Here is a 26484-nt window from a genome sequence, read left to right on the forward strand (position 1 = left end):
AAATGTACACCGCGAGCGGAAAATCAGATAAAAACTTCCTTTTAAGGGAGCATGCGCCACTGGTCAAGCGACTGGCTTACCAGTTGAAGGCGCGCCTGCCTCCCAGTGTGGAGGTGGATGATCTTGTGCAGGCCGGTATGATAGGCCTGCTGGACGCCGTCAACCGTTACGAAGATACCCATGGTGCACAGTTCGAAACGTATGCGGTACAGCGCATACGGGGCGCCATGCTGGATGAGCTGCGCAGCAGTGACTGGTTGCCGCGTGGCGTGCGCCAGAACATGCGCAAGATAGAAAACGCCATGAATGTGCTACAGCAAAAGCTGGGCAGGCCACCGCTGGAAACCGAGGTGGCGAAGTCGCTCAAGCTCAGCCTGGAAGAATACCAGAACCTGCTGACAGACAGTGGTGGACACCAATTGGTGTACTACGAAGACTTTCATGATGCGGATACCAAGGAACATTTCCTTGACCATTATTGTTCAGATGCGTCAGGTGACCCCTTACAGGATTTACTCAATGACGACTTCCGTGATGCCGTCATTGGGGCAATCGACAGCCTGCCAGAGCGCGAGAAGCTGCTCATGGGTCTTTACTACGAGCAGGAATTGAACTTGAAAGAAATTGGTGCGGTAATGGGGGTATCAGAGTCGCGGATATCACAATTGCATAGTCAGGCTGTTGCCAGGCTCAGGGCATACTTAAGGGAGAAAGCGTGGACTGGGCTAGCGTAATCGGATTGATACTGGTGATATTTGGCATAGTCACCGGACAGTTGATGGAAGGGGGCAACCTGTCTTCGCTGGTGCAACCCGCTGCCTTTGTCATCGTGGTAGTGGGAACGCTGGGGGCAGTGCTGCTGCAAAGCCGGCTCAACACTTTCAAGCGCGGCGTGCGTATGCTGCGCTGGGTGGTATCTGAGCCACCTGATACCAGTAAGAAGAATGTTGCTGATGCCTTGATCTGGAGTGTCGTTGCCCGACGTGAAGGATTTTTGAGCCTTGAGCGTTATATGAATGCCTCATCTGATCCTTTCATCAGCAAGGGATTACGCCTGGTGATCGATGGTATAGACCCGATACGCCTGAAAGACATCCTCGACGTTGATATTTCATTATATGAAATGGAACAGCGCCAGGCTGCCAAAATCTGGGATGCGGCGGGTGGTTATTCACCTACCATAGGCATTTTGGGTGCGGTGCTGGGACTGATTCATGTCATGGAAAATCTCAGCGACCCTTCCAAGCTCGGCGGCGGTATCGCAGTTGCCTTTGTTGCCACTATTTACGGTGTGGGCATGGCCAACTTGTTATTTTTGCCAATCAGCAATAAATTGAAAGAAATCATAGGCCGTGAAGTGACGCGCCGTGAAATGCTTTCTGACATTTTTTACAGTATTGCCCTTGGTGATAGCCCGCGCGTGGTGGAAGAACGGCTGACCCATCATCGGAACTGACGGTAAGACTGAAAGTTACGCTACATTGAGAAAAAGTACTTATGGCAAGGAAAAAATACCACGAAGAACCAGACAACCATGAGAGATGGCTGGTTTCTTATGCGGATTTTATTACCCTGCTGTTTGCTTTTTTTGTTGTCATGTATGCCATTTCCTCGCTGAACGAGGGCAAATACCGCGTCTTGTCAAATTCTCTGACCGGTGCATTTGGCAAAGTCATGACTGTTAATCCTAAGCCTGTTGATGCGCAGACTGAACAAAAGATCAAGCTTGATCCTCTGCCTCTGGTCAAAAACCGTATCAATGAAGGTTTGCGCAAAGAAAAAGCGCAAATGACCACCATGGCCAAAGATATCTTGACCGTGCTGGAACCCCTGGTGCGCGAAGGCAAGGTGAGGGTCACCCAGACCAGCCGGGGCATCACCATAGAAATTAATGCCAGCCTCTTGTTCGCTCCTGGTGATGCACGTCTGAATGTGGATTCCATACAGGCACTTAAAGCAATCGCTGGCGTCCTGAAGATTGATACCCATGCCATACAGGTAGAGGGGCATACCGATAATCTGCCGATCAAAAACTCCATTTTCCCATCCAATTGGGAGTTGTCTGCCGTGCGCGCCAGTACTGTTGCGCGTTTGCTTACAGAAAATGGGGTAGATGAAAACCGGGTGACCGCAGTGGGGCAGGGAGCGAAACTGCCTGTCAGTGAAAATGATACTCCGGAAGGACGCTCCAGGAACCGTCGTGTTTCTATCACCATTCTGGCGGTTTTGCCAGAACCGGTGGTGGAGGTGCCCATCACACCAGCAGCTCCAGCAACACCAGGCGCAACACCTCCGGCACCGCTGTTGCGTCCTACCGCCGCTTCTCTGGGGTTGTAAATTCCGAAGTTTGCTTGCCGGCTGAGTTAAGGGCAATAAGAGAAAGTCATCACGAAAACATCGCGATGAAATAGCTGTAACTGTAGTTTGTTGCGGATAGAAAGTTTTACAGCAAAACAGGGCAGCAAGTGACCTTGCTCAGGTGGCGATATAGCCCTTGCCTGGCGTGCTCTTGACCGTGGACTGACCATTTGGGCCATACATGGATCCAGCTTGGTTGGTATTTTGTTGCAGCAAGTTCAAGGTGGCTTGGTTCAGTGACAACCTGCGGTTAATCAGCGACCCATTCGTACGGTTGTCTTCTTTTGCCTGCACAGTCAGTTCCAGCAATGCGTCCCAATGCCTGGCACTATCTTGTGTATCGATCGCTGCATCGCCCACTTGTGCCGCTTGCGCCAGGTAAGCCTGCATACCTTCAAGGTCAGTATTAAAGCCAAGGTCGCTCAAGAAGCTGTTACGCTTTTTTTCAAGCTCCGTCATTTTGATCACAAGCTGTCCCTTGCTCTGGGTAAAGTCATTGAGCTGGACTACGTCGCTTTCTATCAATGCTGATTGCTCTTGCTTAAGCAAATCGGCGAGCGAAGTCATGATGCTCACTTCTTCCTGCAGGCATTGTTGAATGGCAGCGTGTCCGGAACTTCTTGCGTTCATTTTTAACGTTTTCTGGAATTGAGCAAATCTTTTACTGTTTCCAGCAAGCCATCAGCGACTTTTTCCGAGTTCACTTGAAAGCGTCCTTCAGAAATGGCCAACTTGATCGCTTCCACCTTCTTCGTCTCAAACACAGCACCGCTTGCCTGCGTACTTTGCAAGGCTTGCAACTGTGAGGACAGGGGCGAGATCTGTACTTTCGACGAATTCGCAACGGGAACCGCATTATCTGCTGGTTTTTCCGTGCGAGCCTGTTGCGGGCTTACTGGTAGCCCCGCGGTTTTATTTAGTGCGTCATCAATTTTCACAGCGATACCCTCAGTATGGGACTTACAAACATCTACATCCAGTTTATCGGCTGCTTAATTTTAAACTTTAACCTTACTGCAAAAAAATATTGCATGTATTTAATTCTGTCCGGGCAAACTCTTGCTATCAGTAAATTATTTCTATAATGCCACCATTTTTGGCAACGCCACTAACGGTTTGTCCGGAACTGGTTTTCGCTTTGGCAATTTGACCATTTGCTGCGTTATTGAGAGCAATAGCATCCGTTGCCACTTGGAAACCAGGTCCATTGCTGATTACCCGCACAGATTGCCCTTGTTGCACGACTGCGGGGCTTTTTAACGCATCCAGCCGCATGACACTGCCTGACGCCATGGAAACCTGCATGCTTTTGCCTATAGCCTGTTCAGGCGCCGTAATGACGCCAGCTGGTAATTTTGAAATGTCACCCCTTTGCTTGTTCAAATCGCTGAGAGAGATTACTTGCCCATGGGTAAGTGCATTGGCTGCGACATAATAATCTGCCGTGACTTGCACATTCGCCTGCAGATAGACCAGCCAGGGTGCAGGGGCCGTGCAACGTATCGCCAGCGTCACTTTCCCCCAAGGCTTGCTGCCAGGTAATAAATAGGGATTGGGATTGTCGCAAGCCTGCAAGTTGAGCCGTTTATCCACTTCGCCCACGGTCACCAGTATCTCGTTGCTCTGGCCCGACGCCTGCAATGTCAGAAAATCAAGTGCGATCTGGCGCAATTGTGCTGCGTCTTGCTGCTGGCTAACGGGAGCAGCCTCGCCCAGACATGGTAGCGCCAGCACTGCTGTCAACGCCAACACTTGCTTGTTATATAGCTTTCTGAATAACTTTGCGGCTTTCATGTTGCTTCCTGCCTGGATTGTTCTGAACTCTATTTTAGGATGACCAGTTTTTTTTGAAAGCACGAATAAACAGGTTTTTCCCATTCTACTTGCCTGATCAAACTTGTACTGTGGCGACTAAGATGCAAGGCATAGAAAACCCTTATGCGCCTCATGTACCTTGGGCGCTATGGTCAAGGAGATAAAGATGGTAAGCAAACTAGATGATTTTTTCAAGTTTCACGAGACTGCATTATCAGTCCGCGGGCAGCGCCAGCAATTGCTGGCATCAAATATTGCCAATGCGGATACTCCTAACTACAAGGCCAAGGACATTGATTTTTCAAGTGCCCTGAGCCGTGCACTGGGACAAAACCTGAACCAGTCACCGACCGTTTTGAATAAAACAGTGGAGCAGCATATTGATACGCCGGGTAGCGTGGCAGGTGGCGCACCACAGTTTCGGCCGACAGTGCAGGGTAGTGTCGATGGCAATACCGTGGATATGGATGTAGAACGCAATCAATTTACTGACAATGCCCTGCGTTATGAAGCCAGCCTGACCCTGATCAATATGCAGATCAAGGGTATGTTGGCAGCGATACAAGGATAACCATCATGTCACTCTTTAATGTCTTCAATGTTGCCGGATCAGCCATGAGCGCGCAGTCTCAGCGCCTGAATGTGGTGACCAGCAATCTTGCCAATGCCGACAGTGTCACCAGTTCAGACGGTACGCCATACAAAGCCAAGCAAGTAGTGTTCAGCGCGGTACCTGTTGCCGGCACTGCTTCTACGGCAGTCAAGGTAAATGAGGTTGTAGAAGATACTAATCCGCCTAAACTGATGTATGACCCAAAACACCCGATGGCAGATGAAAAAGGCTATGTCGCCATGCCGAACGTGAATGTAGTGGAAGAAATGGTGAATATGATTTCGGCATCACGTTCATATCAAAACAATGTAGAAGTCATGAATGCAGCAAAAACCATGCTGCTGAAAACCTTGACTTTAGGGCAATAAGATTTTCTGTAAGGAATAGATCATGGCTACCACTGGCGTACAAAGCAGCACCGTCGATCCAACATTGCTGGCGACGATGAACGGTGCAAAGGCATCAACCAATTCGACTGAAGATGCAAAAAACACTTTCATGACCTTATTGGTCACCCAACTCAAGAACCAGGATCCGCTGAACCCCATGGACAATGCCCAGGTAACCAGCCAGCTTGCCCAATTATCGACTGTCTCTGGCATCGATAAATTGAACGCCTCTGTGACGGCCCTGGGTGCCAGTTTCCAGAGCGGACAAAACTTGCAGGCTGCCAATATGATAGGCCATGGTGTGATAGCACCCGGCAATACCATGGTAGTCACTGATGGCAAAGGGATTTACGGTGTTGAGTTGCCTCAGGCGGCCAGCAATGTTGACGTGGTCATACGTGACAGTTCAGATGTAGTGGTCAGGAAGATGGCCCTGGGTGCCTTGCCACAAGGCGTGAATACTCTGACCTGGGATGGTAAAACCGATGCGGGAACGACCGCTGCCAACGGCGCCTACAAGTTTGAATTTGTCGCCAATGCGGCTGATAAAAAACTCGAGGCAACCAGCCTCGCATTTGGCGTGGTGTCGAGCATTACTTCTGGCTCTCAGGGATTGAAGCTCAGCCTGCCCAATATCGGTGATGTCAGCATGAGTGATGTAAGACAAATTTATTGATCCTTGGAGTAATCCTGTATCAAATCCTGCAGTAAAAAAGTGAACGAACTAGCCTAAGTAAGGGAGAAATATCATGGGTTTTCAACAAGGACTGAGTGGACTTAATGCCGCTTCCAAATCCCTGGATGTGATTGGTAATAATATTGCCAATGCCAGCACCGTGGGTTTCAAGCAGGGACAAACGCAATTTGCCGATGTCTATGCCAACTCACTCAATGGTTCTTCTGGCGGTACTGTAGGTATCGGTACTAAAGTATCTGGTGTCGTGCAGCAATTCACACAGGGTAATATCTCGACGACGAATAACCCGCTGGATATTGCAATCAATGGCGGCGGCTTCTTCCGCATGTCCACCAATGGTGCGATTACTTATACGCGTAACGGTCAGTTCCAGCTCGATAAGCTGGGTAATATCGTCAATGCGCAGGGTGCGCAATTGACAGGTTATGTGGCCAATGCCGCAGGTGTATTATCGACTGGCGCTGCTGCCCCCATCAATATCAACACTTCGGATATTCCACCGGCGCAGACAGCGATCATCAATGCAGTCATGAATCTCGACTCTCGCAAGCTGGTGCCTGGCACGCAATTGCCTGCCACTATTCCCCCCGTGATTACACCTGTCGCGTTTAGCCCAACAGATCCAACGACGTACAATAGCTCGACTTCAATCGCTGTGTTTGACAGCTTGGGTAACTCGCATGTTGTTCAGTCATTTTTTGTAAAGCGCGACAATATTTTAACCCCGCCAAGTTTGCCAGTTACGATAGAGTGGGATGTCTTTGCGACTGTCGATGGCGTCCTTATCAACGGCGCTGGTGCTACTACTAATTCCATTACCCGGCTTGGTTTTGATAACCTTGGTAGGTTAAGTTCGGTAACGCCACCTTTTTCTGCAACAGATCCGCGTGCGACTACACTGACGGTGCCTGTGAGTACTGGGGCGGTAACGCCGATTAATACGACCCTGGATATCAAATACGATTTCACTGGCACCACGCAATTCGGTTCGGATTTCAGCGTCAGTAAAAACACCCAGGATGGTTATGCTTCCGGCAAACTGGCCAAGTTCAATACCGCTAAAGATGGCACCATTGTCGGTAGCTATACCAATGGTAAAACTGCTGTATTGGCACAAGTAGTGCTGGCGAATTTCACCAATCCTAATGGTTTGCAATCGACTGGTGACAATCAGTGGATAGAAACGGCTGCATCCGGCAATGCGCTGGTCGGCCCGCCAAATTCGGGTGCTCTTGGTACCTTGACTTCATCAGCGACAGAAGATTCGAATACCGATCTGACGGGTGAGCTGGTGAACATGATTACTGCGCAGCGCGTGTATCAGGCAAATGCACAAACCATCAAGACGCAGGATCAGGTTTTGCAAACACTGGTCAACCTGCGTTAATGGTAAAGCTTTTTACATGAATTGACATGCGTGTTTTAAATCTCAGAAAAACAGGAGCGGCTCATGGATAGACTGGTATATACGGCGATGACCGGTGCCAAGCATATCCTTGAGCAGCAGGCTACCGTCTCACATAATCTGGCGAATGTCTCGACCACCGGCTTTCGGGCGCAGCTGGATTCATTCCGGGCTGTGCCGGTAAAAAGTGATGGTCTCGCCACCCGCGCTTTTGTGGTGGATGCCACGGTTGGTACTGATTTTTCTACAGGCGCCATGCAAAACACGGGGCGTGAACTGGATGTGGCAGTCGAAGGCAAGGGTTGGCTGGTGGTGGAAAAGGCAGATGGCTCTGAGGCGTTTACCAGGCATGGCAGTTTGAAAGTCAATGAAAACGGTATTTTGCAAACCCAGAGTGGTTTGAATGTTGTGGGTGATGGCGGGCCTATCACCATACCGCCAGAAGTATCGATTGCGATTGCCAAGGATGGTACGGTATCGACGATACCCACCGGCACCAAGCCAAATGCAGTGCAAGTCATAGGCCGCTTGAAGTTGGTTAACCCGCCGGAAGAAAACCTGGTTCGCGGCGATGATGGTTTGTTCAAAACCAAGGATGGTGTAGCCGTTGATGCTGATCCTCTGGTCGGTGTAGCTGGTGGCATGCTGGAAAACAGCAATGTGAATGTCGTCGAATCCATGGTCAACATGATTAATCTGGCGCGCAGCTTTGAAATGCAAATGAAGCTTTTGCAGAATGCCGAGAATAACGCCACTAAAGCCAGTCAGATCCTGACTTTGAGTTGAGTGCTGATGTAGCACAATAGCCTTGTAGAAGTCTTTGCCGCAAGAATAAAGCGACGCAAAGTAAATCAAGGCAAAAGGGGAAAGCAATGATACGTTCACTATGGATAGCCAAGACTGGCCTGGATGCGCAGCAAACGCAGATGGATGTCGTGTCCAATAATCTGGCCAACGTGAGCACCAATGGCTTTAAACGTTCACGCGCCGTGTTCGAGGATTTGCTGTACCAAAATATTCGCCAGCCTGGCGCGCAAAGTTCGCAGCAGACGCAATTGCCATCAGGCTTGCAACTCGGTACTGGTGTGCGCCCGGTTGCTACAGAAAAGATTTTCACGCAAGGCAATTTGCAACAGACAGGTAATAGCAAGGATGTGGCAATTCAGGGCCAGGGTTTCTTCCAGGTGTTGCTGCCTGATGGTTCTACTGCCTATACCCGCGACGGTTCCTTCCAGACTGATAACCAGGGGCAATTGGTCACATCCAGCGGTTTTGTGATTCAGCCCGCGATTACTATTCCTGCCAATGCACAATCAATTACGGTCGGGCGTGATGGTACAGTCTCGGTGACCCAGCCAGGTTCAATCGCGCCTGTGCAAGTCGGCTCACTGCAACTGGCTACTTTTATCAACCCCGCTGGTTTGATGGCAATGGGTGAAAACCTGTATGTAGAAACAGCCGCATCCGGAAACCCCGGTACAAATACACCTGGCACCAATGGTGCGGGTTTGTTGATGCAAAGCTTTGTTGAAACGTCCAACGTCAATGTGGCAGAAGAGCTGGTCAATATGATACAGACCCAGCGCGCTTATGAAATCAACAGCAAGGCGATCACTACATCTGATCAGATGTTGCAACGCTTATCTCAGCTTTAATTTCAGCTTTAATTTCTGCCCTAATCAAGTAATCAGCATCATATTGATGAATCCAGTTTGGTGAGCATTTCATGAAATATACAAAATTATCTCTATTGTTGCCGCTGCTGGCACTCGCATCATGTGCGATGACGCCGCCACCTATCGTACATCAGCCCACCTCCATTCCTGCGCAATCGGCCAGGCCGCAAAAGCAGGCGAATGGTGCAATTTTCCAGCAAGCCACTTATCGCCCTTTGTATGAAGATGCGCGGGCCCGTTTGATAGGCGATACCCTGACCATATCCATCGTCGAAAAAACTTCTGCAGGCAAGGCAGCTGCCGCATCCAATAGCAAGTCTGGCGCGGCATCTTTCGCTGCCCCTACGGTATTCGGTGTTCCGGCAACAACCACGGCGCAGGCCGGTCTGGCGACTTCTTCATCCACCAAATATGATGAGAAGGGCGCACAGACTGCCAGTAATAATTTTACCGGCACGATCGCTGTCACTGTCATTGATGTACTGCCGAACGGGAATTTGCTCGTCAGCGGTGAGAAACAGCTGGCGTTTGATAAAGGGGCAGAGTTCGTACGTTTTTCCGGTGTGATCAACCCCACCACGATAGCAGCAGGCAATGTTGTCGCTTCTACGCAGGTGGCAGATGCGCGATTTGAATACCGCTCTACATCGAAGGTTGATTTGACAGAAATGAGCTCCATGTTTTCACGATTTTTTCTCAGCTTCCTTCCTTTATAGCGAATTTTTTTGCAAACTCTCAGGGTAGTTTTATGAACGCACTTTCCACATCCAGAATGATCAAAGCCGCCATGTTTGCCATGGCTGTGATGGCTGCCATGATCACAACGGAAAGTCGTGCAGAACGCATCAAGGACCTGGCAGGCATACAGGGTGTGCGGCAAAATCAGTTGCTTGGTTATGGTCTGGTGGTTGGCCTGGACGGCAGTGGTGACCAGACCACGCAAACGCCGTTTACCGTACAAAGCATCATCAGCATGATGCAGCAACTTGGAGTCGCCATACCGGTGGGAACCAGCCTGCAATTAAAAAATGTGGCCGCAGTCATGGTGACTACCTCCTTGCCACCTTTTGCACAACCCGGGCAGACCCTGGACATCACGGTGTCGTCAATGGGAAATGCCAAGAGCCTGCGTGGCGGCACGCTACTGATGACACCTTTGAAAGGTGCAGATAACCAGATTTATGCCATGGCACAGGGTAACGTGCTGGTCGGTGGCGTGGGTGCTTCGGCAAATGGCAGCAAGGCGCAGGTTAATCATTTAAGCGTTGGTAAAATTTCTGCTGGTGCGACGGTCGAAAGGGCGGTACCCAATTCAGTTTCCCAGGGCACTACCGTACAGTTGGAACTTAACAGTTCTGATTTTTCTACCGCCAGCCGTGTGGTTGATGCGATCAACCGCCGCTTTGGTCCGGACACGGCAGCTGCCATGGATGGCCGTGTCATACAGGTGAAGGCACCAATTTCTGCCGATCAGCGCGTAAGCTTCCTCGGAAATCTGGAAAATATTGATGTCACGCCCGCGCAAATGGCGGCCAAGGTGATCTTGAATGCCAGGACGGGTTCCATCGTCATGAACCAGGCAGTGACGCTGGAAACCTGCGCGGTTGCTCATGGGAATCTGTCTGTCGTTATCAATACCGATAACACAGTAAGCCAGCCAAATGCACTGGCTGCCGGACAAACAGCGCCTACAGCCAATTCAACGGTCACGATTTCTAAAGATGCAGGGCAACTATTGATGCTCAAGGCCGGAGTTTCACTGGCTGATGTGGTCAAGGCCCTCAATGCCATAGGTGCGACACCGCAAGATCTGCTGGCCATATTACAGGCCATCAAGGCGTCCGGTGCCTTGCGTGCAGACCTGGAAATTATCTAAGGAAACGTGATGATAGGGCGCACCGATTTCTCAGATAAAACAGCCTTTGACACCAAAGGTCTGGATGAGCTCAAGCAATCGGCCAGGAATAATTCACCCGAAGCAATCAAGGGCGCAGCCCAGCAGTTTGAAGCGCTGTTCTTGAACGTGATGCTGAAGTCCATGCGCCAGGCAGGTGGTCAGGATGGCTTGTTTGACAGTGAGCAAAGTCGTATGTACACCTCCATGCTGGACCAGCAGTTGTCGCAGACCATGGCAAAAAAGGGAGTGGGCCTGGGAGATGTGCTGGTCAGGCAGTTATCCAATAATGCCATGGACCAGGCGCTGGAGGCAGACCCTGCCACCGGCTCGGGTAATCTGGGCTCAGGTAATCTGACCAGCCCTGCCAGTGCGCGCGGTATCAACACTTACCTGGACAACCTCAAGTTTGAGCAAATGCCTGCGAATGCACCAAAAACTGCTTTTACCGGGCCAAATCATGTGCGCGAGTTCCAGGAAAAACTATCTGCCCATGCTGAGCAGGCCAGTCAAGAAACTGGTATCCCTGCAAAATTCATGTTGGGCCAGGCTGCTTTGGAAAGTGGTTGGGGGCGCCGTGAAATCAAGACCGTGGATGGTTCTACCAGCCACAATATCTTTGGCATGAAGGCGACCAAGGGCTGGAAGGGCAAGACAGTTGATGCAGTTACAACAGAGTATGTGAATGGCGTGGCCCAGCGCAAGGTCGAAAAATTCAAGGCTTATGATACTTATGCCGATGCATTCAAAGACTATGCTAAATTGATTACCAAGAATCCACGTTATGAGAACGTGATGGCTAATGCCAAAGATGCAACAAGCTTTGCCCAGGGACTGCAAAAAGCTGGTTATGCGACTGATCCTGAGTATGCCAACAAGCTGACAAAGATTATCAAAAACTCTCTTTCAACGTAATTTCATCATAGGTTTCTCCAGTGAAAGTGCAATCAGATTAAAGTTTTACCGAAACGCACCGAAAACATGATTGAAAGCACTGGGTGTATAACTTAGCAAAAAAGCAGGTTCAATTATGGGTTCAAATATATTTGGCATTGGGCAATCTGCACTGAATGCGGCGCAGCTGGGTATCGCCACGACTGGCCACAATATTGCCAATGCATCAACTCCCGGCTATAATCGCCAAACTATACTGCAGGCTGCAAATGAGCCGCAAAATCTCGGTGGATCCTTTATCGGACAGGGCGTGTCGGTTACCCAAATTCAACGCCAATATAATTCTTTCCTGGCTGGCCAGGTCAATGCTTCCCAATCAACAAAAAACCAGGCTGACGTGTATTACAGCCAGATCAGCCAGATCAATAATCTGGTGGCAGACCCCACCGCAGGTGTGACACCTGCTTTGCAAGATTTTTTCAAGGCTTTCCAGAATCTGGCTGCAAGCCCTAACGGCACTGCCGGTGCCGCAGCGCGCCAGGCTGCATTATCGTCAGCACAATCGCTAGCTGGCCGTATCAATGGTTTGGAAACTCGTCTCGACCAGATCAATGATGATGTTAATGGACAAATTGGTACGACTGTAGGCGCCATTAATAGCTATGCTTCGCAAATAGCCAGTTTAAATGACACCATAGAAAGAGCCAAGGGTCTTTCAAGCAGTAATAGTGGCCCCAATGATTTGTTGGATCAAAGGGATCAACTGATCACCGAACTGAGCAAGCTGACCAAGGTCAGCGTAGTGCCACAAGGTGAAAAATATAATGTATTTATTGGCAATGGCCAGCCTCTGGTGCTTGGCAGCAATGTGACGCAGCTGCAAGTCGGTCAGTCACTGACTGATCCCACCCGTACTGAAGTTTCTTATCTCGTCAACGGTTCTTCAGTCTTGTTGCCTGAAAATAGTTTTGGTGGCGGTAAACTTGGTGGTTTGTTTGATTTCCGTTCCAGCACACTGGATGTCGCCAAAAACAGCATAGGCAGGATAGCGATAGGCTTGGCCACGCAATTCAATGACCAGCAAAAACTGGGGCTGGATTTGAACGGGCAGGTTGGGGGTGACTTCTTTACAGTTCCGACTCCTGTATCAACACCGAGTGCACTCAATACTTCTACGGCTGCGATCAATGCGTCTATCACTGATACAAATGCCCTAACGACCAGCGACTATCGCCTGCAATTTGTGGGTGGTAATTATAAAATTACCCGTCTGTCTGATGGTGCAACGCAGTCTTCTGCAACTTTGCCTTTGAAATTTGATGGTATTAATTTTCAACTGGCCCCACCACCGGCAGCGGCAGTTCCGGCGGCAGGCGATGAATTCCTGATCAGGCCGACAGCCGCAGGTGGTTCCAGTTTTGCAGTGGCGATTCAAGACCCTGCCAAACTGGCTGCAGCGGCACCTTTGACGACATCTTTTCCGACGACCAATACTGGCACGGGCAAGATCAGCGTTGGTGTTGCCGATTCGCAGGTTGCATCTGCCAGCAACTCTGCAACTGCGACGATTAGCCCGGCGACCACCGATGATTCTTATGTAGGTTCGACCCTGACTTCACCAGTCAACCTGACATTTGCTTCACCAGGGAATACTATTTCCGGCTTCCCTGCGGGCGCAACGGTATCAGTTAAAGTCGGTGCGGTCACGACAACTTATCCACCTCCAGCGACTGTACCTTATACCAGTGGTGCAACGATCAGTTTCAGTGGTATCAGTTTTTCTATCAAAGACGGTGCTTCACCACCTGCCAACGGCGATGTGTTTACTGTATCCAAGGCTTTGCCGATCGCACCAAGCACGCTGACATTTAATTCGGCTGGCAATACACTGACTGGCTTCCCGGCGACGGCCAATGTCACGGTCACGAATGCGGGTGTCTCGACAACTTACCCGGCTGGTACGGCTGTCCCGTATACATCTGGGTCCACGATCAGTTATAACGGCATCAGCTTCTCTGTGTCAGGTAATCCTGCCAATGGTGATGTGTTTAATATTGCCCCGAATACCAATGGCTCTGGCGATAACCGTAATGCGGTTTTATTAAGTAATCTGCAAACGAAAAATACCGTAGGTGGTGGTACTACCACCTTTCAGGGGGGCTATGCCCAATTCGTCAGCCTGGTGGGTAACAAGGCGCATGAATTGCAAATTACCAGTGCTTCAGAAACAAAATTGCTGGCGCAAAATGTCACTGCACAGCAGGCTGAATCAGGTGTGAACCTGGATGAAGAGGCTGCCAACTTATTGCGCTATCAACAGGCATATCAGGCAGCAGGCAAGTTGATGCAAATTGCAAGTACATTGTTTGACTCCTTATTGGCGTTGGGCAGATAGAGGTTATTATGCGTATCAGTACCAGTACTATTTATCAAACTGGCGGTTCCAATATTAGCGATCTTCAGTATGGTTTGAACAAGACCCAACAGCAAATCGCTGCTGGTCGTCGTGTATTGACACCGGAAGATGATCCTATTGCATCTGCGCGGGCACTGGTGATTTCCCAGTCAGATTCTCTGAATACCCAGTTTGCGACGAACAGGCAAGCTGCCAAGAATAATCTCAGTATTGCTGAAAGTACGCTGAGCAATGTTACCGATACGCTGCACAATATCAAGGCGTTGATTGTGCAGGCAGGCAATGGTTCTTACAACGATACCGATCGTGGATTTATTGCCCAGCAATTGCAAGGCAATCTTGATCAATTGTTTGGCCAGGCTAATGCGACTGATGGCACCGGCAATTACTTGTTTTCAGGTTTCAATACCACTACCGCACCTTATACCAAGACAGCGGGTAGCGCTGTTTATAACGGTGACCAGGGGCAGCGCTTTATCCAGGCAGATACGTCAAGACAAATACCTCTCAGTAGCCCGGGCATAGATATTTTCCAAAATATCCGCACCTCGGCTGGCCAGTTCAATGTGCAGCCAAATCCGTCGAATGTAGGCACCGCGGTCGCTGCAGCTACAATTAATACCGCTACCTCAGCGAATCTGACGGGTAATAATTACGAAGTGGCGTTTGATAATCTGGGTACTTCATTTACCGTTACCAATAAAACGACGGGTACGGTTGTTGTTCCTCTGACCCCTTATGTTAGTGGTGCGACGGTTACCTTTGATGGTATAGATTTGAATGTCACCAACGCGGGTGGCCCACCAGTTGCAGCGCCTGGCCCAAACGACAAGTTTTCAGTGCAGCCAGGTAATCAAAATATTTTTGAAACTGTCACCGATATCATCAATGCCTTGAATACGCCTGCAGGTACGGCGGCAGCAAAAAAAGATTTGACTGCAGCGCTGACACAAGGCAATAACAATATCGACAAGTCTTTGAATAACGTGCTGACCGTGCGTGCGCAGCTGGGCACTAGCTTGAAAGAGATTGATGACCTTGATAGTGAGGGTGATGCCAAAGGCGTCGCTTTCAAACAGGATTTGTCTTCTTTGCTGGACCTGGATTACGCCAAGGCAATTACTGAACTCAATCAGCAGCAAACTACTTTGCAGGCGGCGCAGCAGTCATTCGTCAAAACCTCCGGCTTGTCTCTGTTTGACTATATCCGCTGATGGTTTATTGGCATAGCCAGTGTAAAAAGCAAAAAGCAGCCTGGGCTGCTTTTTTGTTTATGGGCAGTCCTGATGTTAAATTTTTTCCATATCTTCTGCATCCAGCGCAATCACATGAGTTTGCATGATGCCATGCTCATCATGCCATTCGCGCACGACGCAGGGCGCACCTTCTTCATCCATGTCTATCACCTTGAAGAACTGGCCTATCATTGATTCTATGAGGATACGTTCATCTTCAGGGAAGCTCTTGATAAATCTTTTGTCGAGATTGACTACCCGGACAATATCGCCCACGACAACGGGTTGGTTCTTGCAATCGACAGCGGCTTGAGGTGCAGACATGGCTATTTCCAGTAAATTATTTCGGATATTGTACTTGGTCTCTGCCACTCTGCCGCAGGCAAAATAAAAAGGCTTGATTGTTTGGAGCGATCAAACCTTTTATCCCACACTTTTGGTTACAAGCTTGATATCCTGAATTTTACATTCAGGCAGTTTTCTTTTCCCGTGCTACCCAATACAGTGCAATGATGATCAACGCGTAGGGGATCATGGACAAGGCATTGGCATTGACACCTTCAAAGAAGGGATTGTTTGCGGTAGCCCAGTCACCGATTTTCTTGTCAAAATCGGTCAGGATACCTGCCGTGAATGCAATCACAATACCAGCCAGCGCGCCACCGGCAATATAGCCGGATGACAGCAAGACACCCGCACTGCGGTCGCCTGCTGCCTGTTTTTCTTCTTCACTGAGATGCTTGTTGTGTTCCAGCTTGTTGTTACGGCGATCTACCGCCCAACGTATCATGCCGCCGACAAACAGAGGGGCAGACGATGACAGCGGCAAATACACGCCGACCGCAAAGGCCAGTGATGGGATGCCTGCCATTTCCAGTACCAGCGCAATCATCACGCCAAACAACACCAGGGTCCAGGGCAGTTGCCGGTCCAGGATGCCCTTGATGATGTAAGACATCAGCACGGCTTTCGGTGCATCGTATTTCTTGACTTCAGTACCATCAGGTCGCTTGTTGTAAGCACCATTGATGCCTGGGTCAACCAGATAAACTGCCTTGCCTGCATTGTCAACAAAGTATTTGCCAGCAGGGCCGCCGACATTGTCATTCTTGTGCCAGACCTTGTACGTGCCTTTGTCTGTATCAGCTTGCGGGCCTTGCAGTTGTGCAGTGTCTGTCAGTTTCGATGCATCTGTTTGCAGAGCTGGGGCAACCTGCGCTGCTGGTACATACACAGTGCCGGAGTCATTCAACTTCAACAGGATAGGGCCAAGGATCAGAGCCGATGACAGGGCACCAGCCAGAATTGCATACTGTTGCAAGCGCGGTGTGGAACCGACAATGTAACCGGTTTTCAAATCCTGCGACGTGGTACCTGCATTGCTGGAAGCAATACAGACTATCGCACCAACAGACAGGGCAGTGACATAGTACTGGCCACCAGTCCAGCCCATAATCAGGAAGATCAGGCAAGTGAAGAGCAGGGTTGCTACCGTCATGCCAGAAATAGGATTGGAAGAAGATCCTATCTCACCCGTCAAGCGGGAAGAGACCGTCGCAAACAGGAAACCGAATACCAGGATCAACAAGGCGCCCAGGAAATTCATGTGCAATGGTGTCGCAAATGTAATGACTGCGATAATGGCCAGCGCACCAATGACGACCCATTTCATGGGGATGTCCTGGTCAGTGCGCAACGGCGCAGTAGCTGCCGCAGCGCCTTTGCCCAGGCCGGACAAACCAGCAGACAGGCTGCGCCAGATAGTGGGCATGGCACGCATCAGGCTGATCAGACCACCTGCAGCAACCGCGCCTGCGCCGATGTACAGGATGTAAGCGCCACGCACATCATGTGAACTCATTTCGCTGATGAGCTTGGTTCCTGGAGCTAGCGGCACACTCAATGCGTCACCAAAGAACTTGATCATCGGGATCAGCAAGAGGTAAGACATGACACCACCGGCTGCCATGACGGAGGCAATGCGAGGGCCGATGATATAGCCTACACCCAGCAACTCAGGTGATACTTCTGCACCCAGCGACCCACCTTTGAGTGGGGCACCAAATACGACTTCAGGTGTATCCTTCCAACCCTTCAAGGCGACGTTGGCGATCTTGTAAAGCAAGCCTATGCCAAAGCCGCCAAAGATAATCGCAGCGCGTTTGCTGGCATCATCTGCTGCATTGGGATTATTTGTTTCACCAGCTGCTTCGCGGGAAGAGTCCGTCGCTGCTGCTTTCAAGACCTCGGCACAGGCCGTGCCTTCTGGGTATTTCAGCTCATCATGCTTTTCCACGATCATCGTTCTGCGCATGGGGATCATGAGCAAAATACCCAGCAAGCCGCCCAGGCAGCCAACCAGCATGACGCGCGATATTTCCAGGTCAAAACCCAGGATCAGGATAGCGGGCATGGTCACACCTAGGCCAAAGGCCAGGGATTCGCCAGCGGAACCTGCGGTCTGGGTAATACTGTTTTCCAGGATGGTTGCATCTTTAGCGCCCAGCTTATTACCCAGGCGGAACAGGGTGATAGCGATGACGGCTACCGGTATCGAAGCACTGACGGTCAAACCGACCTTGAGTACCAGATACAATGAAGATGCACCGAAAACCATACCTAGCAAGACACCCATGATCAGGGCTCTTGCGGTCATTTCGGGGAGTTGGGCTGAGGCCGGGATGTAGGGCTTGAAGCCCGGCTTGGCATCAGGCGTTGACATTTCTGTTGGCATTGGTCTACCTATTGTTGTCAAAAAGGCTGAATAAGAGGGTGATCTGTTTCAGCGCGGCGAATAAATAATCCCCCTCTGGTCTCCTGAGGGGGATAGCTAAAAAACATAAATATCCGCGCATTATCACGCTTTTTTCAGCCTGTTTGCAATGCCATCCTTAAACTTGTTGCATCTCTTCCTGTTTGCTCAGGCGCGGCAAGACAGTTATGCCGCGAATAATAGGGTTTTTTGCAGCAAGTATTGCCAGCAACAGGGCTGCTACACCGGCAAAGCCCAAGGCATAGCGCAAACCCATGTGCTCTCCCAGCCAGCCTCCTATTAATGCCCCAGGCCCTGCTGGTATCAGTATCAGCCAGCGCATGGTACTGGTCATGCGACCCAGCATGGCCTCTGGCGTGACAGCCTGACGCAAAGCCAGGAAGTTAATGAAGATCAACACGCCACCGATGGAGAAGCACATCAACATGAAACCAAACGCAGCAATACCCCAGTTATTGGTCGGTGCCAAAGCCAGCAAACTCCAACCCAGACCGCAAACAGCCACGCCAAGCACCATGCAGGGGCCAGGTCCGATATGGCGACTTATGCGGCTGCCATATACGCTGGCGATAATCGTACCCACACCCATGCCCATATAGCTGAGACCAACAGCTTGCTCAGACAAACCCAGTTCGCGCGTAGCAAACAGGATTTGTACGACCAGTGCGGCGTTGTAACAAAGCTGCCAGCCGCCTACCGTCAATGCCAGCGCGATCAGTAAAGGTTTGTTGGCAACAAAGGACAGGCCGGCCTTCAAATCACGCCAAAAATGCGCATCTGCCCGCGGTTCACGGACTTCATTGACATGAATGCCGCGCAAGATCACGGCGGATGTCAGCAGCAGAACGGCATCAGCCAGCAAGGCGATTGGAGCTCCCAGCAGCTTGATCAACGCACCAGCAGTAGCCGGCCCTGCAACTTCAGCCCCTGACGTTGCCAGCGCATTTTTTGCGTGTGCTTCTACCAGGCGATCACGCGGCACGATTTGCGTCAAGACAATTTGCGAAGCAGTGCCTGCCGTGGTATTCACCACGCCTATCATGAAGCCGACGATATATAGCCAGCTCATGTTCAGATAACCCAGCCACCAGGCCATGGGCACGCTGGCAACCGAGATGGAAATCATGATTTCGCCGACGACATACACCGGCAACTTGCGTACCCGATCCAGCCATACACCAGAAGGCAGTGACAGCAAGACAAAGGGCAGAATTTCCATGAAGGTCAGCATGCCCATCTGGGTAGCGCTGGCGTGCAGCAACAGGGCGGCAGTCAGCGGCAGGGCCAGCATGGTGACCTGGGCACCAAACGAGCTGATCAGTATCGAAGTCCAGAGACGCCGATAGACAAGATCGCGTAATAAATCCCTTTCCGGGAGCGAAAACAGACCTAAAATTTTATTTTTCATAATGAGCAATACAATAATTTGCCCGTGTCTTTATTCTTGACGAGATGAATAGCAGTACACAGGTCTGGGCGTCTATGCGCAACCAGGATGTAGCAAAAAAAGCAAAGATGGATGATATGTAATGCCTGGTTTGGCCTGTATGGCTGAACAAACCGGGGCAGCGATTACTACCGTATCATCGGAGCATCTGGCGGCTAGCGCAGATTAGTCGAATTCGTAGAGCTATTCGAACTTAATGGGGCTTGGGGTATGCGCAAAGCTACGTCGCCAGTGCTGAAAAGCCTGGTTGCACCACAGTGTTGCTAGTGACGCTGTAGTTTGCAAGTGCATTTACCCGAGTCCTGAGGGTTGAAAGTGAATGAAAATTGAATCAGAAAATTATCAAACGTCACAGATTTTTATTGACGCGCAGTACAGATAGATTGTATTGCTCTTCATAAGTTCCCGCTAGTGAAAAAAATATGATGTTTGAAAAACCAGTAGTCATGATTGACTTTGAAACCTCCGGCATGTCACCAGACCAGGGAGGGCGTGTTACCGAAGTGGCAGCCTTGCGCATCGTCGGTGGTGAAATAGTTGACCGTTATGTCAGCCTCATCAACAGCAATGTGCGTATCCCTTATTTTATTACTGAATTGACAGGCATTACCCAGGCTATGGTGGATAAAGCGCCGCCAGTATCTGAAGTATTGCCTGAGCTTGTGGAGTTTATCGGTACTGATACATTGGCTGCCCACAACGCCAGTTTTGATGAAAAGTTCTTGTTTGCCGAGAGTGACAGGCTGGGCCTGTGGCCCGCCCATGATGGCGTGATTTGCTCTGTGAAGCTGGCGCGCAGGGTTTTCCCAGGCTTGAGTACCTATTCATTAGGGCCACTGGCGGCTTCCATGGGCATACGTTTCAAAGGTTCTGCTCACAGGGCAGAGGCAGATGCAGAAGTTGCCTCTGCGTTGATGCTGCGTATTGCCGGTGAATTGGGTCAACGCTATGGCTATGCTGCGATAGACCCGCGTTTGCTGCAGGACATTAACAAGCTGGCCGCAGTAAAGGTCCCAGCATTTTTAAAAAAACACAGAGCCGCTGAGATTGCGGCTGATACTACGCCGGTGCCCTTGATAAAGACCAAGGGTGTGCAACGCTTTCGCCATTACAAAGGCGGGATTTATGAACTGGTGTGTGAAGCGACACAAGAATCTGACCTAAGTCCAGTCATTGTCTATCGCTCGCATGATGGTTCCATCTGGACCAGACCCAGGTCGGTCTTTTTTGAAATACTGCAGATTAATGGCGCAGAAGTCATGCGTTTTACTCCCATCAAGGAATAAAAAGGCGGGCGCATTTCATTATGTCCGCCTTGTATGTTGCTTTTCTTGTTATGCCGGTTTAGTCTGCTCAGTCTGCGTCAACGGGTTTGCTGCTGCCGACGCTTCCTTGGCAGGCCCATCGGTAATCAGTTTGCGCAAGACAGGAATCAGGACAATGAGGACGATGCCCACGCCAACACTACTCCAGCCCAGCAATGAGAAAATGTAGTTATAGGTCGGATTGGTGGATGAGGCCAGACCTTCAGTCGCCTCAGGGATCAGGCCTGAGAATTTGCTGGCCAGGATAGATGCTGTGCCTGTTACCAGCATCCATGTGCCCATCATGACGCCCTGATATTGGCGTGGTGCCAGTTTGCCTATCATGGCGTAACCGATAGGTGAAATAAGCAGCTCAGCAATACTTTGCAGTATATAGCTGATGAATATCCATTTGAAAGCCACCAGGCCATTGCTGGCAGCAGTCGCTATACCTATGGGAAGAACCAGGAAACCCAGGCCGATGAGTATCAGTGCAGCGGAGAACTGGCGTGGTATATCAATATTCCAGCCCTTGGCACGCAGCTTGTCAAACAACATCGCCATCAGTGGGCCACCAAACATGATCACAAAGCTATTGATGTTTTGTATCCATTGTGGCGCAACTTCATAACCCCAGACCATGCGATCCACATTACTGACTGCGAACAGTTGCAAGCCCATCGGGGCCATTTGGTACAGTGTCCAGAACACCAGTGAACCTATCGTCAGTAATACATAGGCCGTCATATTATTGCGTTCACGGGCTTCTTTATGGATGGCAGTCAGGGCAATGAAAATGCCAGCGATCGCCACACTGATGATCATGACCAGGTTGCCAGTCATTTCAGCGCGGTGCAGCATGAATTCAACCAGTGGCACCAGGCCAGCCATGACAGCCAGGCCGACCAGAAAGCGCCAGCGAAACTGGGTTGCTGTGGCATCGAGCAGCGTTGTGTTCAAGTCACACAATCTGCGCCAGTTGACCGCTGCCAGTACGATCGCCATGAAGTTGCCTATGGTGGCGAAGATAAACAAACTGGCATAGTCTTCTTGCAACTGGTAATAACCGGCAGCAGTGAAGCCGATGAAAAAACCGAGATTCATACCCGCATAGTTCCACAAGAACGCGCTTTCACGACGATTGTCTTCAGGCTTGAAGCGTTGCGTCAGCATCAGGTTCAGGCAGGTGACATTCAAACCACTACCCGTCAGGAAAAATGCCAGGCCCCAGTACATAGTTGCTGAAGTGCCTACGGAAATAGTCGCACAACCTATGACTTGCAGGATCATGCCGCCAACAAACAAGTTGCGGTTGCTGATAAAACGACCAGCAAGATACCCACCAAACAAATGCAGGCCATAATTGAATGCACCGAACACACCCATGATGGCCGTGGCGTCCTTGGCAGTAAAGCCCAGTTTCTTGGTCGCATACAACACCAAAGTGGAATACAGTACGGCAAAGCCCAGGGTGGCAAAAATCTGTATGAAAAACAATGCGCCTGCGCCTTCAGGTACGGCAGCCAGTCTTTGTTTGATTGTGGACAAGGTGGTCTCCAGAGTGGTGGTCTGGCAGGCATTGTAAAGCAAAGAAATACGAGAAATAAGACAATTTGTATAGATAATTTCTATGGGAAAGGTCAAAGTCAAAAACATGCGAAAATGAATGATAGTCAAGTCAGCTCAAATCTGAATCAACAAGATCATAGGAAGCAATGGACAGCATAGATCTCGAAGTACTCAAAACCTGCGACGCCTGGATCAAGGCAGGGCAAGCCTGCGAACTGGTCACTGTCATCAAGACCTGGGGTTCCAGTCCAAGGCCTGAAGGTGCGACACTGGCTATTGCCGGCAATGGCCAGGTGGTAGGTTCTGTCTCTGGCGGTTGCATAGAAGACGACTTGATAGAAAGAGTGCAGCGCGAAGGCATGCAGCGTCATTTGCCAGAGATAGTCACTTACGGCATTACCGCCGATGAAGCACACCGTTTTGGCCTGCCCTGTGGCGGCACGATAGAACTGGCAATAGAACCGCTGTCAGCGCGCAGCCAGCTTGATGCCTTGCTCCAGGGTTTGCAAAGACATGAATTGCTGGCGCGACGTCTGGATTTGGGTACGGGTGAAGTAACTCTTGCCAGGGCTGACCCGGGCCAGCAATTGCAGATTACCGATGAAGCCTTGACGACTGTACACGGCCCGCGCTGGCGCTTGCTCATCATAGGAGCAGGCCAGTTGTCACGATTCCTGGCAAGTATCGCGGTCGGCATGGATTACCAGGTTACTGTCTGTGACCCGCGTGAAGAATACCGCAGTGGCTGGCAAGTCGAGGGCGTGCAACTGATTCATGCGATGCCCGACGACCTGGTGCTGGAAATGCGACTGGATAGCCGCAGTGCCGTGGTCGCCCTGACACATGATCCCAAGCTTGACGACCTGGCGTTGATGGAGGCCTTGAAGTCAGATGCCTTTTATGTCGGTGCCATAGGTTCCCGCATCAACAATGCCAAGCGCAGGGAAAGGCTGAAAGAATTTGACCTCAATGACGAGCAGTTAGCAAAACTCCATGGCCCCATAGGCTTGTATATAGGCAGCAAGACACCGGCCGAGATTGCTATTTCCATACTGGCTGAGTTGACGGCGGTAAAAAATCGCATCTTGCTGCCTGCCGAAGTCAATGTCGCCCATGCCAAATCCACGCTTGCCTGATTCTTCTGAAAAAAGAATAGTAAAAAAACGATGACTAACTATGCTTTTCGTCTCTTGAATGTGTTTGCCGAAGAAACTCTCGGTGGCAACCCGCTATGTGTGTTTGAAAATGCCACAGGCATGTCGGATGAGCAAATGCAGGCGCTGGCCCTGCAATTCAATTTATCTGAGACCGTGTTTGTATTGCCCTCAGATGTCGCTACCACCAGAATGCGTATTTTCACGCCAGATACGGAAATGCCTTTCGCGGGGCACCCCAGTCTCGGCACTGCACAGGTGGTGGGGAGTCTCAGCAATTCCAGCCAGATCACGCTCGAGTGCAAGGCAGGCTTGGTCGAAGTACAACTAGAAAACGGCATATGGACTCTGACCACGCCGCATAAGGGTGAGCCTGTGGTCAAAGCCAGTGGCTTGTCTGTCGCGCAAGCAGCTTCTTTGCTGGGGCTAGATGAAAGCGACATTCATTCTGTGCCTTTATGGATTAACACTGGTAGCGAACAAATGCTGCTACCGCTGAATTCGCGCGAAGCTGTCTTGCGTGCCACGCCAGATGTTAGCAAGTTGCCAGTCTGGCCCGCCAATAGTCTGGGGCGTAAATCTGTCTATGTATTTTCCTTTGATGGGCTTTCGTCAAGTGAAGATCGCCTGGGGGTGACAGCACGTTATTTCTTTGCCAAGCAGGGCGGTGGATTTGCAGAAGACCCAGGCACAGGTTCTGCCTGCGCCAACCTGGGTGGCTGGTGGCAGCATCAGAGGCGTGAATTACCCGCCAGCATGCGCATTGCCCAAGGCGCGCAAGTCAGGCGGCCATGCCAGCTTTATCTGGATGTGGCGGCAGACAAAAGCATACAAGTAGGTGGCAAGGTGATAGAAATTGCACAAGGCCAGCTGCAAATCTAGAAAAATCCTTCTGAATCAGTGCAAAATCGAGCCGGGGAACGCATAAATCCACACAAAGCACGGGAAGAGCGGGCGTAAATCCTTTAAAATAGCGACTTCATTCATTCGCACCCAAAAACCAGTGGCCGGACGATCTTGCGTCTGTGGCCCGGTTCAGGATATTCCCCTATGAGCATGTCTACTACCCAGGAAATCGTTGCCGAATTGCGCGCTGGCCGCATGGTGATACTGGTTGATGAAGAAGATAGAGAAAACGAAGGCGACCTGATCATGGCCGCCGAGTTCGTTACCCCGGAAGCCATCAATTTCATGGCCAAGTTTGGCCGTGGCCTGATTTGTCTGACGTTGACAGAAGAACGTTGTAATCAGTTGAACCTGGCCATGATGACCAGCCGCAACGGTACGTCGTTTGGTACCAACTTCACCGTATCGATAGAAGCGGCAGAGGGCGTAACCACTGGCATCTCAGCCGCTGACCGTGCCCGTACGGTACAGGTCGCGGTTGACAAGAAATCCACCGCTGCTGACATCGTCCAGCCTGGCCATATTTTCCCGCTGAAGGCGCAAAAAGGCGGCGTCCTCATGCGTGCTGGCCATACTGAAGCCGGTTGCGACCTGGCCGAGCTGGCTGGCCTAACACCCGCATCCGTGATTTGTGAAATCATGAAAGACGACGGCACAATGGCCCGCTTGCCTGATTTGTTCGAGTTCGCCAAAGAACACGATATGAAGATAGGCACGATTGCCGACCTGATTCATTACCGCAGCCAGACAGAGAGCATCGTTGACCGCGTGGCCGAACGTGAAATGCATACTGTGCATGGCAGTTTCAAGGCCCTGGTATATCGCGACAAACCCAGCGGTTCTGCCCACCTGGCGCTGGTACATGGCGATATCACCCGTGAAAAAGAAGCGCTGGTGCGTGTGCATCAGCCAGTATCCATCATCGATTTGCTGGAAAGCCAGGCTACCACGCATTCATGGAATGTCGCTGCGGCCATGGCCGCCATCAAGAAAGCAGATTCCGGCGTCATCGTCTTGCTCAATTGCGAAGAAACTGCCGAACAGATGTTTGACCAGTTCAAAGCACTCGATACGCCAGAAACCAAGCCAGCAGGCCGTGCCGCACGCATGGATTTGCGCAATTACGGCATAGGTGCACAGATTTTGAAGGATGTCGGCGTGGGCAAGATGAAATTGCTGGCCAATCCACGTAAGATGCCGTCCATGACAGGATTTAATCTCGAAGTTGTTGGGTATCTCGACAAGCCGTGCGCAGACAAATAAGGATGAGAGTGCCAGACCTGGGCAGTTGACAGCGGTCTTTTAGTGCACTTTCATGACTCAAATCACATCACGCGCGAAAAGCGCAAGAAAGAATATTATGACAGTTGGACATTACGAAGCAAATCTGGATGGCGCAGGCGTACGTGTCGGTATCGTACAGGCGCGTTTCAATGACAATATCGGTAAAGGCTTGCTGGATGCCTGTCTGGCTGAATTGTCACTGTTGGGCGTACTCAATGAAGACATCCTGCACGTCACAGTGCCGGGTGCACTGGAAGTGCCGCTGGCTTTGCAAAAGCTGGCAGAAACCAACCAATTCGATGCCATGATCGCCCTGGGTGCAGTCATCCGCGGTGAAACCTACCACTTTGAGCTGGTATCGAATGAATCCGGCGCAGGTATCACCCGCGTTGGCCTGGATGCCGGTATCCCTATCGCCAATGCCATCCTGACCACAGAAAATGATGAGCAAGCCGAAGTGCGCATGCAGGAAAAAGGCCGTGATGCCGCCCGCGTTGCGGTTGAAATGGCCAACCTCACCCTGGCCCTGGAAGAATTGGCAGAAGCCACAGAAGATGTGCACTATGATGCCTGATCATCTGACTCAGGCTTGAATTTACATTTAAATTCGAGCCATGAACCATGGTCACCCAGTGTTAGATTAAGTAAGATAAGT

General features: G+C 50.6%; 26 protein-coding genes. 19 read left to right on the forward strand and 7 right to left on the reverse strand.

Annotated elements, in window-relative coordinates; all coding sequences use genetic code 11:
• Positions 1-2 precede the first annotated feature (2 nt).
• The 3 genes from ACO0LG_RS22830 to motD are packed head-to-tail and all read left to right on the forward strand — an operon-like array spanning position 3 to position 2337.
• Positions 3-734 (forward strand): RNA polymerase sigma factor FliA, encoded by a 732-nt coding sequence (locus ACO0LG_RS22830; protein ID WP_423029847.1) that lies wholly within the window; start codon positions 3-5, stop codon positions 732-734.
• Positions 716-1456 (forward strand): flagellar motor protein, encoded by a 741-nt coding sequence (locus tag ACO0LG_RS22835; protein ID WP_423029848.1) that lies wholly within the window; start codon positions 716-718, stop codon positions 1454-1456. Before ACO0LG_RS22830 ends, ACO0LG_RS22835 begins: the two co-directional genes overlap by 19 nt.
• A gap of 41 nt (positions 1457-1497) precedes the next feature.
• Entirely contained in the window at positions 1498-2337 is an 840-nt protein-coding gene (motD, locus tag ACO0LG_RS22840; RefSeq protein ID WP_423029849.1) for a flagellar motor protein MotD, read from the forward strand.
• 138 nt (positions 2338-2475) lie between these two features.
• Here motD and ACO0LG_RS22845 read toward each other — a convergent pair whose 3' ends face one another.
• The 3 genes from ACO0LG_RS22845 to flgA form a co-directional block, all read right to left on the reverse strand.
• Entirely contained in the window at positions 2476-2988 is a 513-nt protein-coding gene (locus ACO0LG_RS22845; protein WP_423029850.1) for a flagella synthesis protein FlgN, read from the reverse strand.
• A 2-nt stretch (positions 2989-2990) separates the two neighbouring features.
• Positions 2991-3296, reverse strand: coding sequence for a flagellar biosynthesis anti-sigma factor FlgM (gene flgM / locus ACO0LG_RS22850; protein ID WP_423029851.1), 306 nt, complete (start codon positions 3294-3296; stop codon positions 2991-2993).
• 127 nt (positions 3297-3423) lie between these two features.
• Complete coding sequence (gene flgA, locus ACO0LG_RS22855; protein ID WP_423029852.1) at positions 3424-4152, reverse strand: flagellar basal body P-ring formation chaperone FlgA; 729 nt, start codon at positions 4150-4152, stop codon at positions 3424-3426.
• 187 nt (positions 4153-4339) lie between these two features.
• Between flgA and flgB the strand changes: the two genes are divergently transcribed.
• From flgB to flgL, 11 genes are all read left to right on the forward strand, one after another.
• A complete protein-coding gene (flgB, locus tag ACO0LG_RS22860; RefSeq protein ID WP_423029853.1) occupies positions 4340-4744 on the forward strand; it encodes a flagellar basal body rod protein FlgB in 405 nt (134 codons plus the stop codon).
• 5 nt (positions 4745-4749) lie between these two features.
• The gene (gene flgC / locus ACO0LG_RS22865; protein ID WP_162040922.1) at positions 4750-5154 is read left to right on the forward strand and encodes a flagellar basal body rod protein FlgC; all 405 of its coding nucleotides are present in this window, start codon (positions 4750-4752) and stop codon (positions 5152-5154) included.
• 22 nt (positions 5155-5176) lie between these two features.
• Complete coding sequence (locus ACO0LG_RS22870) at positions 5177-5851, forward strand: flagellar hook assembly protein FlgD (RefSeq protein ID WP_423029854.1); 675 nt, start codon at positions 5177-5179, stop codon at positions 5849-5851.
• Between the two features lie 73 nt (positions 5852-5924).
• On the forward strand, positions 5925-7259 hold the full coding sequence (gene flgE, locus ACO0LG_RS22875; RefSeq protein WP_423029855.1) for a flagellar hook protein FlgE: 1335 nt from the start codon (positions 5925-5927) through the stop codon (positions 7257-7259).
• Positions 7260-7322: 63 nt separating this feature from the next.
• A complete protein-coding gene (gene flgF / locus ACO0LG_RS22880) occupies positions 7323-8063 on the forward strand; it encodes a flagellar basal-body rod protein FlgF (protein WP_423029856.1) in 741 nt (246 codons plus the stop codon).
• A gap of 86 nt (positions 8064-8149) precedes the next feature.
• A complete protein-coding gene (flgG, locus tag ACO0LG_RS22885; RefSeq protein WP_422952096.1) occupies positions 8150-8932 on the forward strand; it encodes a flagellar basal-body rod protein FlgG in 783 nt (260 codons plus the stop codon).
• A 71-nt stretch (positions 8933-9003) separates the two neighbouring features.
• A complete protein-coding gene (locus tag ACO0LG_RS22890; protein WP_423029857.1) occupies positions 9004-9669 on the forward strand; it encodes a flagellar basal body L-ring protein FlgH in 666 nt (221 codons plus the stop codon).
• A gap of 56 nt (positions 9670-9725) precedes the next feature.
• Positions 9726-10829, forward strand: a complete 1104-nt coding sequence (locus tag ACO0LG_RS22895) for a flagellar basal body P-ring protein FlgI (protein ID WP_423029960.1) — start codon at positions 9726-9728, stop codon at positions 10827-10829.
• Positions 10830-10838: 9 nt separating this feature from the next.
• The gene (flgJ, locus tag ACO0LG_RS22900) at positions 10839-11762 is read left to right on the forward strand and encodes a flagellar assembly peptidoglycan hydrolase FlgJ (RefSeq protein ID WP_423029858.1); all 924 of its coding nucleotides are present in this window, start codon (positions 10839-10841) and stop codon (positions 11760-11762) included.
• Between the two features lie 115 nt (positions 11763-11877).
• The gene (gene flgK, locus ACO0LG_RS22905; protein WP_423029859.1) at positions 11878-14136 is read left to right on the forward strand and encodes a flagellar hook-associated protein FlgK; all 2259 of its coding nucleotides are present in this window, start codon (positions 11878-11880) and stop codon (positions 14134-14136) included.
• 8 nt (positions 14137-14144) lie between these two features.
• Entirely contained in the window at positions 14145-15371 is a 1227-nt protein-coding gene (gene flgL / locus ACO0LG_RS22910; protein WP_423029860.1) for a flagellar hook-associated protein FlgL, read from the forward strand.
• A 75-nt stretch (positions 15372-15446) separates the two neighbouring features.
• On the opposite strand, the gene ACO0LG_RS22915 is transcribed toward flgL, so the two are convergent.
• From ACO0LG_RS22915 to ACO0LG_RS22925, 3 genes are all read right to left on the reverse strand, one after another.
• Positions 15447-15716 (reverse strand): hypothetical protein, encoded by a 270-nt coding sequence (locus ACO0LG_RS22915; protein WP_423029861.1) that lies wholly within the window; start codon positions 15714-15716, stop codon positions 15447-15449.
• Positions 15717-15861: 145 nt separating this feature from the next.
• Positions 15862-18126, reverse strand: a complete 2265-nt coding sequence (locus ACO0LG_RS22920) for an OPT family oligopeptide transporter (protein ID WP_423029862.1) — start codon at positions 18124-18126, stop codon at positions 15862-15864.
• 157 nt (positions 18127-18283) lie between these two features.
• Positions 18284-19573: an MFS transporter gene (locus ACO0LG_RS22925; RefSeq protein ID WP_423029863.1), complete on the reverse strand. Its 1290-nt coding sequence runs from the start codon at positions 19571-19573 to the stop codon at positions 18284-18286.
• A gap of 461 nt (positions 19574-20034) precedes the next feature.
• On the opposite strand from ACO0LG_RS22925, the gene ACO0LG_RS22930 reads away from it, so the two are divergent.
• Entirely contained in the window at positions 20035-20898 is an 864-nt protein-coding gene (locus tag ACO0LG_RS22930) for a DUF1653 domain-containing protein (protein WP_423029864.1), read from the forward strand.
• Positions 20899-20946: 48 nt separating this feature from the next.
• Here ACO0LG_RS22930 and ACO0LG_RS22935 read toward each other — a convergent pair whose 3' ends face one another.
• Entirely contained in the window at positions 20947-22464 is a 1518-nt protein-coding gene (locus tag ACO0LG_RS22935; protein ID WP_423029865.1) for a peptide MFS transporter, read from the reverse strand.
• A gap of 167 nt (positions 22465-22631) precedes the next feature.
• Between ACO0LG_RS22935 and ACO0LG_RS22940 the strand changes: the two genes are divergently transcribed.
• From ACO0LG_RS22940 to ribH, 4 genes are all read left to right on the forward strand, one after another.
• Positions 22632-23621, forward strand: a complete 990-nt coding sequence (locus ACO0LG_RS22940) for an XdhC family protein (protein ID WP_423029866.1) — start codon at positions 22632-22634, stop codon at positions 23619-23621.
• A 30-nt stretch (positions 23622-23651) separates the two neighbouring features.
• Complete coding sequence (locus ACO0LG_RS22945) at positions 23652-24521, forward strand: PhzF family phenazine biosynthesis protein (RefSeq protein ID WP_423029867.1); 870 nt, start codon at positions 23652-23654, stop codon at positions 24519-24521.
• A 168-nt stretch (positions 24522-24689) separates the two neighbouring features.
• Entirely contained in the window at positions 24690-25808 is a 1119-nt protein-coding gene (ribBA, locus tag ACO0LG_RS22950; RefSeq protein ID WP_423029868.1) for a bifunctional 3,4-dihydroxy-2-butanone-4-phosphate synthase/GTP cyclohydrolase II, read from the forward strand.
• Positions 25809-25905: 97 nt separating this feature from the next.
• A complete protein-coding gene (gene ribH, locus ACO0LG_RS22955) occupies positions 25906-26403 on the forward strand; it encodes a 6,7-dimethyl-8-ribityllumazine synthase (protein ID WP_423029869.1) in 498 nt (165 codons plus the stop codon).
• Positions 26404-26484 lie beyond the last annotated feature (81 nt).

Source organism: Undibacterium sp. Ji42W, assembly GCF_049340405.1.
Classification (GTDB): Bacteria; Pseudomonadota; Gammaproteobacteria; order Burkholderiales; family Burkholderiaceae_D; genus Undibacterium.

Bases quoted from the DNA above. Each gene is read 5' to 3' on its own strand.
- flgA (WP_423029852.1), bottom strand. From the start codon at position 4,152: ATGAAAGCCGCAAAGTTATTCAGAAAGCTATATAACAAGCAAGTGTTG.
- ACO0LG_RS22940 (WP_423029866.1), top strand. From the start codon at position 22,632: ATGGACAGCATAGATCTCGAAGTACTCAAAACCTGCGACGCCTGGATC.
- flgG (WP_422952096.1), top strand. From the start codon at position 8,150: ATGATACGTTCACTATGGATAGCCAAGACTGGCCTGGATGCGCAGCAA.
- ACO0LG_RS22915 (WP_423029861.1), bottom strand. From the start codon at position 15,716: ATGTCTGCACCTCAAGCCGCTGTCGATTGCAAGAACCAACCCGTTGTC.
- flgE (WP_423029855.1), top strand. From the start codon at position 5,925: ATGGGTTTTCAACAAGGACTGAGTGGACTTAATGCCGCTTCCAAATCC.
- flgL (WP_423029860.1), top strand. From the start codon at position 14,145: ATGCGTATCAGTACCAGTACTATTTATCAAACTGGCGGTTCCAATATT.
- ACO0LG_RS22870 (WP_423029854.1), top strand. From the start codon at position 5,177: ATGGCTACCACTGGCGTACAAAGCAGCACCGTCGATCCAACATTGCTG.
- flgC (WP_162040922.1), top strand. From the start codon at position 4,750: ATGTCACTCTTTAATGTCTTCAATGTTGCCGGATCAGCCATGAGCGCG.
- ACO0LG_RS22890 (WP_423029857.1), top strand. From the start codon at position 9,004: ATGAAATATACAAAATTATCTCTATTGTTGCCGCTGCTGGCACTCGCA.
- ACO0LG_RS22925 (WP_423029863.1), bottom strand. From the start codon at position 19,573: ATGAAAAATAAAATTTTAGGTCTGTTTTCGCTCCCGGAAAGGGATTTA.
- flgK (WP_423029859.1), top strand. From the start codon at position 11,878: ATGGGTTCAAATATATTTGGCATTGGGCAATCTGCACTGAATGCGGCG.
- ribH (WP_423029869.1), top strand. From the start codon at position 25,906: ATGACAGTTGGACATTACGAAGCAAATCTGGATGGCGCAGGCGTACGT.
- ACO0LG_RS22920 (WP_423029862.1), bottom strand. From the start codon at position 18,126: ATGCCAACAGAAATGTCAACGCCTGATGCCAAGCCGGGCTTCAAGCCC.
- ACO0LG_RS22945 (WP_423029867.1), top strand. From the start codon at position 23,652: ATGACTAACTATGCTTTTCGTCTCTTGAATGTGTTTGCCGAAGAAACT.
- motD (WP_423029849.1), top strand. From the start codon at position 1,498: ATGGCAAGGAAAAAATACCACGAAGAACCAGACAACCATGAGAGATGG.
- ACO0LG_RS22830 (WP_423029847.1), top strand. From the start codon at position 3: ATGTACACCGCGAGCGGAAAATCAGATAAAAACTTCCTTTTAAGGGAG.
- ACO0LG_RS22845 (WP_423029850.1), bottom strand. From the start codon at position 2,988: ATGAACGCAAGAAGTTCCGGACACGCTGCCATTCAACAATGCCTGCAG.
- ribBA (WP_423029868.1), top strand. From the start codon at position 24,690: ATGAGCATGTCTACTACCCAGGAAATCGTTGCCGAATTGCGCGCTGGC.
- flgJ (WP_423029858.1), top strand. From the start codon at position 10,839: ATGATAGGGCGCACCGATTTCTCAGATAAAACAGCCTTTGACACCAAA.
- flgF (WP_423029856.1), top strand. From the start codon at position 7,323: ATGGATAGACTGGTATATACGGCGATGACCGGTGCCAAGCATATCCTT.
- flgB (WP_423029853.1), top strand. From the start codon at position 4,340: ATGGTAAGCAAACTAGATGATTTTTTCAAGTTTCACGAGACTGCATTA.
- ACO0LG_RS22930 (WP_423029864.1), top strand. From the start codon at position 20,035: ATGATGTTTGAAAAACCAGTAGTCATGATTGACTTTGAAACCTCCGGC.
- ACO0LG_RS22895 (WP_423029960.1), top strand. From the start codon at position 9,726: ATGATCAAAGCCGCCATGTTTGCCATGGCTGTGATGGCTGCCATGATC.